The organism is Mesorhizobium sp. M5C.F.Ca.IN.020.32.2.1 (genome assembly GCF_004023105.1).
GTDB lineage: Bacteria > Pseudomonadota > Alphaproteobacteria > Rhizobiales > Rhizobiaceae > Mesorhizobium > Mesorhizobium wenxiniae.
In genome coordinates this window covers 1-901 of sequence record NZ_RZSX01001418.1, presented here as the reverse complement: position 1 = coordinate 901, position 901 = coordinate 1, and the positions used below count along the sequence as shown (strand labels likewise).

Here is a 901-nt window from a genome sequence, read left to right as displayed (position 1 = left end):
TCTTCGCGCCGAGCATCCAGGCACGAGCCGGCTCGGTCGGAAAGAACGTGGCTTGAACCCGAAGGCAGGGATCACCGGATCGCGACTTGGGGTGGTGTTGAGATTCAGGTCAGGCCGAGTCGAGAGTGGGTTCCGAGAACCGGAGCGGAGCGTACTTTTTGGTACGTGAGCACCGGAAGCGCAGGAAGCCGGCGTTCGCAGGCCGGCATCACCTGAATATCAGCACATCCCTAGTCTTCCCTGATCGCATAGCCCGCGCCGCGGATGGTGCGGATGACATCGGGCATGCGGCCGTTGTTGACTGCCTTGCGCAACCGGCCGACATGGACGTCCACCGTGCGCTCGTCGATGTAGATCGTCTCGCCCCAGACATTGTCGAGCAACTGGCTGCGCGAGAAGACCCGACCCGGGTGCCGCATCATGAATTCGAGCAGCCGGAATTCGGTCGGCCCGAGCCGGATCTCGCTCTTTTTGCGATAGACCCTGTGCGATTCGCGATCGAGCATGATGTCGCCGACCTTCAGCACGCTGGACAGTACTTCCGGCTTGGCGCGGCGCAGCAGCGCCTTGACCCTGGCCATGAATTCCGGTGTCGAGAACGGCTTGACCAGATAGTCGTCGGCTCCGGTGGAAAGGCCGCGCACCCGGTCACTCTCCTCGCCGCGCGCGGTCAGCATGATGATCGGCAGCCGCTCGGTTTCGGGACGCACCCGAAGGCGCCGGCAAAGCTCGATGCCCGAAACCGCCGGCACCATCCAGTCGAGCACCAGAAGATCGGGCACATTTTCCTGCAGCCGGATTTCGGCCTCGTCGCCGCGCGTCACCACCTCGACCTGATAGCCTTCGGATTCCAGATTGTAGCGGAGGAGGACGCCCAGCGGCTCTTCATCCTCCACCACCA

Annotated in this window: 1 protein-coding gene; it reads right to left on the bottom strand. The window is 63.3% G+C overall.

Going from position 1 to position 901, the window contains the following annotated elements:
* Nucleotides 1–230 precede the first annotated feature (230 nt).
* On the bottom strand, nucleotides 231–899 hold the full coding sequence (gene phoB / locus EOA86_RS36460; RefSeq protein WP_245497500.1) for a phosphate regulon transcriptional regulator PhoB: 669 nt from the start codon (nucleotides 897–899) through the stop codon (nucleotides 231–233).
* Nucleotides 900–901 lie beyond the last annotated feature (2 nt).